Annotated in this window: 7 protein-coding genes; all 7 read right to left on the bottom strand. The window is 49.9% G+C overall.

The features are described from left to right. Window positions 1–1,061 (bottom strand): fimbrial protein StkG (locus tag FDW94_RS11170; RefSeq protein ID WP_249358435.1); only part of this gene is annotated, 1,061 nt, incomplete at its 3' end. Window positions 1,062–1,069: 8 nt separating this feature from the next. Then, window positions 1,070–1,669: a fimbrial-like protein gene (locus FDW94_RS11175; RefSeq protein ID WP_137377583.1), complete on the bottom strand. Its 600-nt coding sequence runs from the start codon at window positions 1,667–1,669 to the stop codon at window positions 1,070–1,072. 14 nt (window positions 1,670–1,683) lie between these two features. Continuing rightward, window positions 1,684–2,247, bottom strand: coding sequence for a fimbrial protein (locus FDW94_RS11180; protein ID WP_137377584.1), 564 nt, complete (start codon window positions 2,245–2,247; stop codon window positions 1,684–1,686). Window positions 2,248–2,273: 26 nt separating this feature from the next. Continuing rightward, the gene (locus FDW94_RS11185; RefSeq protein WP_137377585.1) at window positions 2,274–2,855 is read right to left on the bottom strand and encodes a fimbrial protein; all 582 of its coding nucleotides are present in this window, start codon (window positions 2,853–2,855) and stop codon (window positions 2,274–2,276) included. Between the two features lie 34 nt (window positions 2,856–2,889). Then, window positions 2,890–5,487, bottom strand: a complete 2,598-nt coding sequence (locus tag FDW94_RS11190; RefSeq protein WP_137377586.1) for an outer membrane usher protein — start codon at window positions 5,485–5,487, stop codon at window positions 2,890–2,892. 64 nt (window positions 5,488–5,551) lie between these two features. Next, a complete protein-coding gene (locus FDW94_RS11200; RefSeq protein WP_137377587.1) occupies window positions 5,552–6,304 on the bottom strand; it encodes a fimbrial chaperone in 753 nt (250 codons plus the stop codon). Window positions 6,305–6,383: 79 nt separating this feature from the next. After that, window positions 6,384–6,968 (bottom strand): fimbrial protein (locus FDW94_RS11205; RefSeq protein ID WP_137377588.1); only part of this gene is annotated, 585 nt, incomplete at its 5' end.

The following is a 6,968-nucleotide window of genomic DNA, read 5'->3' on the forward strand; positions in this document are numbered from 1 at the left end:
TGGTAGGTTATCTGGAAGGTGACAGACGTTCCGAAAATGCCAGGGGTTACGGCTTCCGTCCCTGTTTTGACAAGCTTTGCCTTAAAGTTAGCGTTTACCGAGGTCACAGGCATTCCGATTATCTCACCCACGGCAATGACTTCAGCTGTGCTGTCGGCATACATTTGCGAATAGGCTGGAGAGCTTATTTTCACGCCGACGCCGCCAGCCGCGGTGATGCTGGCGTTGCTGGTGATCGAGTTGGTGAATAAGCTTTTATCCGCTGTGGTGTACGATGATTTAGCCACGAACGAGACTTCAATCGTCCCGGTACAGGTGCCGCTAATCTGGAAAGGCACCTCGGTGGTTTGGTCTTTCTCCACGTCACTTCGATACCAGTCGCCTAAATTCACGGTGGTGGGGGCTGTAAGAATGCAGGTCGGTTCGGAGAATGGAATGTAAAATGTGGCATCTGACATCGTAATCAGCGGACGAGGATGGTCGCTGCCCTCGGAGCTACTGGGGTTTCCCAGCACAATATGACCGATCGGACCGCCGACGGCGCTAAGAAAACCGATGCCTTCAGGCACACCGCTAAAGCCCGGTAGCTGGTAGATATCCATGACCGCATGCCATTTTTTTTCACTGAAGTAGCTTTCATTATCATTAGATATCGCAGATTCGGTATACGAGCTGGTGTTGGTGAGGAACCATGCGGTAAGCGGTCGTCCGTCGGGGTAGAGCCCGATGGTGTACTCAATGCCCGGAATGTTAGTACGAAACAACGCCTTCCCATCGACAGAGCCGATTAATAAGCTGCTGTCCGTCATTGAGAAGACATCTTCGCCATCAATCCCCATCATGCAGTGGCTTTGCATCTGCGGGGTGAGTTCCATAATGATATTGCTCGCCAGCAACGTAGCGCTAGACACGGAAGGCAGGAAGGTGATCGTCGGTGCGGTACCGGGAGACATGATTTCCCGCGTTGTATCATTGTAAAATTTACATTCCTGGTCAGCATATGCTGCACCGGATGTGCCCAACAGTAACAACGCGGCCAGGTGAGGGGAGAGCTTCATCATAAATCCTTTTATTCGTAGCTGACGTCAACCAAGACGTTGCTGGTGACAACGCCGCTGACAACTGCGCCCGTATTCTGATAGCGCGCGTAAAACTGATAATCCGTTAAATACTGTGAACTGCTTTTCTCGCTGACGTCGTAAACAACATTTGAACTGCCATCACTGTTTAAGACGTTAGTTTTAGCGTCCGCAGAAAAAATAACGATATCGACGTTTTGCGCGGCATCCACCGTGGCATCATTTTTGAAAACCTGGTTCTGGTTGCTCCAGAAGCCAGATTGCGGCGTAAAACTGAACATCAGTTGCTTGATACTGCCGTTATCGGCGCAGTCTTCGAGCCGCACGTTAAAAGGTGTGCCGCCAGCATCATCGGTTGGTGCATATTTACTGCTGCCGTCACTATGGTAAAACCATGCCCGTGCAACAGTGGGGAGATAAATCTCCCCTCCGTTTTCCAGACTCAACTGACAAGTGTTGTTGATGATATTGGCCGTTAGGTTGATATCCAAACCAGCACTTGCCTGGCTTACCCCAGACGCCAGCCCACTCGTCAGGCCCGCAAGCAACACAAGACCGGGCTGGCGAAAAAAGAACGGTAATTGTTGCATGTGCATTACCTGCTTTACGGGTAGGTAACGGTGAAGGTGACCGGTGCGAGCGCGGAGCCTGTTTTCACATCACTTATCGTTCTGTCTTGCGCGACAACGATACGTGAATTCATGGGAAACTCGCCGACACCTTCGGTAATAGTCACTTCCTGCGCTGCTGGCGGCCTTTTGCAGCTCAGCATAAGGCCGGTGTCCGCCTCGCCGGACCACACTTCAAACCCTGTGCCCAAGCCAGCCGCAAAGGAATCTCCATTGCTATTTGGGCCAGAGCATCCCCCGCCAGAACCCGGCTTGGCGGCTACAGTGGCGATGTCGACCCCGGAGCAGTTAGTGAATTTAATTTTCAGGGGTTCAATACGTGTTTTATTCGCGATATCGGAGATATAAACATCGCCAAAACCGATTTCTGCGGTTTCTGTCCCCGCTCCATTAACCACGCTAGCGTTACAGGTACCGGTGGTTACCGTTGATGTAAAGGTCATTTGCACGCTGTCGGTGCCGCTAATTGCCGCATTAACCATGCCGGAAAATAAAATGGCAGAAACGGATAAAGCGAGTAATGCTGAGTTAAATTTCATAGGAGTTCTCCGTTATTCTGCGCGAATTAATCGTATTCAAACTCGAATACGGCGGTGGCTTCAAATTTACCCACGGTCAGTGAACTGGCCTTGGTTTCTTGCAGAGAAGCGACCAACGGTACGGATTTATTCGAGATCTCCGTTTCCGTCCAGACCAAACGTTCTGCATCAGCGGTTGAGTTAATGACAAAAGGGGTGGTTGATGCGGTTTGTCGCGCGATGGTGACGGCGGAGTAGTCTGAAACGCCAGTGCCTTTCGCCAGTGAGTTGGCTAACCCGGTGGGCAGAAGATTTGACGGCGTACCGGTGACCGTTGTTTTTAATGAGCTGAGCGATGCCGGGCATTCGACGAGCACAATCTGGAAATTCGCCGTTGCCGCATTATTACGTACATCATCGAGGCGAACTTCACCATTAGCATTACCTATGGTTAAGCTCTGCACGGTATCGCTCCCCGTACCACCGACCAGTTTCATGTTACACGTCGTCTCGAAAATAGTAGCCGTGAAGTTAACATCAAGGTTGGTGGAGTTAGCAGCAAGGGCGCTTCCAGAGGCTGCCATCGCGACAAATGCCGCGATGGGAAGACTGAGGCAGTTTCTTTTCATATAAACTCTCATTAGTTTTTCCCTAAACAGGTCATTACATGTGGCAAAGTTGGTTACTTAATACGGGCGTTAGCCCCGCTTTTGCCGTGGTTTCGGTTAACTGATAATGCACCGTACAGGTGCTTTCTTTACCACTGCCCCACACCACGCGAAGTTCGCCTTGTGGGTCTACACCGCGGACGTAGGCTTGCCCGGCCTGACCTACGGTGCCGACGGTTTCATTTTTCTCGTTAAGGACATCTGCGCCTAAAGGAATAAAACCTTTATCGCTGCGCAGTAATTCCAGAATCAGTGAGCGCCCTTCATTGGTTTCAAAATTGACCAGCACGACGGCACCGCTTCGCGGTACGGTAACGGTACTGGTACTTTTGATTTCAACATCGTTTTCCAGCGTGCTGATATCCAGCGACACCCGGTTCTCGCGGTAGGCCGACATATACGGCAAAATGCCGTAGCCTGAGCTTCCGATTTCACTGCTGCTGTAACCTAACCCTGCACCTTTCGCGCCACTGGCTTTTACCAGCGCGACGGCGTCGCTCTCGCCAATGCTGCCCGGCGCGAACGCTACACCGCCAGAATGCAGCACCATGCCACCGCTGTAGCTGGCGGAATATTGCTGGCTATTGTCGTCGCCAAAAGAAGCGGAAAGCCCTAATGGGCCGTAACTGCTGTTGAGGGAACCAAAGCCGCTTACCTGATTCAGATTGCCGTAATTACCGCTACTGGAGGCGGCGCTAACGGAGTAGCTGATGTCGTTATCTTTGGTGTTACCGCTGGCGGTGGAGTTGACGTTAGTACCGCCTTTCATGTCAGAGCGCAGGCCCATGTTGATATTGGAGAAGCCGCCAGAACGTTCCCCGCTGTGGGAAAACATACTCAGTGGAATACTGAAGCTGACATAGATGCTGTCGTCTTTATTGCCGTTCTGGTCATAGGCACGTTGTACCGACAGGCTATAGCTGCCGTAGGCAAAACTGTTGTTGTAACCCACGCTATAGTTGGCCGTTGATCCCGCGTCATTCCAGTAATCTTGCCATGTTCCGCTGACATACACAGAACCCCAGGCAGTTTCTCCCTGGTTTAAGGGCTGGTTGATACTGACCTGCACCTGGTTTTTGGTGCGCTGGTAATCAGCATAAAGCTCATCACCTGATTGGTAACTTTGCTGGGCGTATTGCCGGTGTTTAACACTGTCTTGCAGAGATGCAGCGTCATTCAGGCTGAGGTAATCTTCGGTGGAAAAGCGATAAGCGGCGACGTTAAACGAGGTATTGGTCGCTTCTATCATTTTGCTGTATGTCAGTCGGTAGCTTTGCCCACTGAGTGTGCCTAGATCATCAATGCTGGCGTGAGATTGCGTCACATCAAAGGCGAATGCGCCAATGCCGGTGTTCATTGCCAGGCCTAATAACCCGGCATAGAAGTCCATATCGGTATATTGCGCGCCAATATAGCCGGTAAAGGTGTTGTTCAGGCCATAGTAAAACTGCGCGTAACCCACCTGTGGTTTATCATGCAAAGAATCATCGTTCAGCTCGCCGACGCCGATATCCCAACGTGTCGAGCCGGGGCGTAACATTTGGGTGACAGAAGAAAAGGGGACAGAAAAGCTGCGTTTGCTGCCATCGGTTTCTTCTACGGTAACCAGCAGATCGTTACCGTAACCCGTGGTGCTGAGGTCGTTAATCTCAAACGCGCCCGGCGGTACGGTCGTTTCGTAGATTTTATTACCGCTTTGCATCACCGTGACTTTGGCGTTGCTGTTGGCGATGCCGCGGATGACGGGCGCATAGTTGCTGGAGCCCATCGGCAGCATGCGATCGTCGTTATAAATGCGTGTCCCGCGCAGACTGAAGGAGTCAAACGCATCGCCACGGGTATAGGAATCGCCTATCACCATTTGCGCTTTCAGCGCCGTGATATCTCGCTGTAAATAAACGTCCTGATTGTTGTATTCGCTACCGGTTTCTTTGTTCCAGTTAAGGCTGCCTCGGGAACGCAAACGCCACGGCCCCATATTTAAACCGTAACGCAGGCCCATGTAAGCGGTATCGGATGTCGTACCATTGCCTTCACTGTGCCACGCGTTCATATCATAAGAGACGATTGCTGCTGGAACACCATCCTCCCACAGAGAAGGGTCAACATACCCGGCGGGGCGCTTCAGGATATAAATTTGCGGGAAGTTAAGATCCATTGCCTGTTTGCCGGAATCATAAGTTGCCGTAGCTCCAGGGTAGTATTTTTTTATATCCAGGCATGAAGTGTTGTCATCAGCCTCGAAATCATCGCTCATCGAGGTGGGATCAACACCTGCCTGGGTGAGTAAAAGTGGCGTCAGGCACGCGCTGGCGCGCGGCGTACCGTTTTCATTAAAGGTAATTTCAGAGGTGGATTTCAACGCATTGTTAAGGTTTACTTTTACACGATAGGTTCCGGCGAGTACCGGGTTGCCATACGTATACCGACTAATATCGATATTCGCACCGCTGTTAAGTAAAAATTGCTCGTTAAATTCTACGGCTTCATCTGACTCGACAATGGTTTTAGCTGATTCTGAATTTGCAGCAGAAACAGAAAAAGGGAGCGCAGCGCCAATAGCAAGGCATAGTAATGAGCGTTGAAATAGCATTCTTTATCCGAATAATTGATGTGGGCTATTGTTGCCCACAATATTGAAGCGTAATTATTATTAATTAGTCGATTTTGGCTTCTCGCTTATCTGTACCGCCATTATCATTAATGGTGTTATAGATAACTGTACCACTGGTATTACTCGAAAGATTTTTTACGGGCATGCCTATCCCGCTGAAGGGCAAGACAGATTTACTGTCGACGGTATATTCTTTGCCGCCCACTTTAAATTTAACGTTGGAAATGGAAACATTGTACGGGCTATCATTCTGGGCAAACAGTGAAAATGTATTGCCTTCTTTTTTCTGCGACCATTTTAGATTTTCAGCCGCATCGCCAGGCGTGCCTTTCAGGCCATCTGGACGGAAAAATAATTTGATACGCGTGCGAAAGGCGAGTTGAAGTTGATTTAAATTTTCGCCTTCTTTCGCTTTTGATTTTGGCGGGATTTCCAGCACGTTAAACCAAAACAGTGATTCCCGATCCTGAGGTAATGCGCTACCCATATATGTAATGCGTAAGGATTGCCCTTTTTGTGGATCGATACGAGATACCGGGGGAGTAATGACAAATGGCAGTTTTAGCTCCTGAGGATCAACACCGTCACGCCCGTCATCCAACCAGGTTTGCACCAGTAGCGGTTTATTTCCCCGATTATCCAGATTCACAATCACGTCTTTTGATGACTGCGGGTACACTATACGTGTTCCGGAAATGACGATATCCGCGTTGACCTGGAACGCTGTAAATGCCGAGAAGGCCGCAGCAGCGAAGCAGGTGGCTTTAAATCCCTTTGTAATAACCGTATTGACCATTTTACCCTCCCTGTAGGTACACTTTAAAATCCCCCAACATAGTCGCTGAGGGATTGGCTAATCTTTTTAAATAAAAGGATTAGTTATAAACAACGGTGAAGGCAACCTGCGCCTGTACGGTCCCTGCCGTTACCGGGCTGCTGTCTTCATTCCACTTCTGGCCCTGGGTGTAGGCTACGCGGTAGAACAGGTCACCGGTACCATCAGCGGAAATAGTGGCTTTCTGCGTGTTGTTAGTCTGGTCAACTTTGATCAGATCGGTAGCGCCGTTGCCGTTGTTAGACAGCACCAGGTTAACGTTTTCTGCCGCACCCTGTAGGTTAGCCGGCGGTACTAACAGGCCACCAGACGTAGAACTGGAACCACCCCAGGAATCAAACTGAGCGGAGGCATCTTTTACCGTTGCGTTATCACATTCGCTCAGGTTCAGAGCGAATTGTTTTTCGCCCAGAGTACTGTCATTACCCAGCGCGGTAGCGAAGTTTTTAACAAAAACGGTATCCAGAGTAACGTCAAAATCATTACCGTCTTGATCGATTTTATTATCAAGAGAGATTTTACAGGTGTTGTTAGAAACCAGGCCGTGGAAAGTAATTGTACCCGTATCTGAATTCGATGCCATTGCAGAGCCTGCGCTCAAAATCATTGCAACAGCGGCTGCCAT

It is taken from the genome of Citrobacter sp. wls757, from assembly GCF_005280935.1.
Classification (GTDB): domain Bacteria; phylum Pseudomonadota; class Gammaproteobacteria; order Enterobacterales; family Enterobacteriaceae; genus Citrobacter; species Citrobacter portucalensis.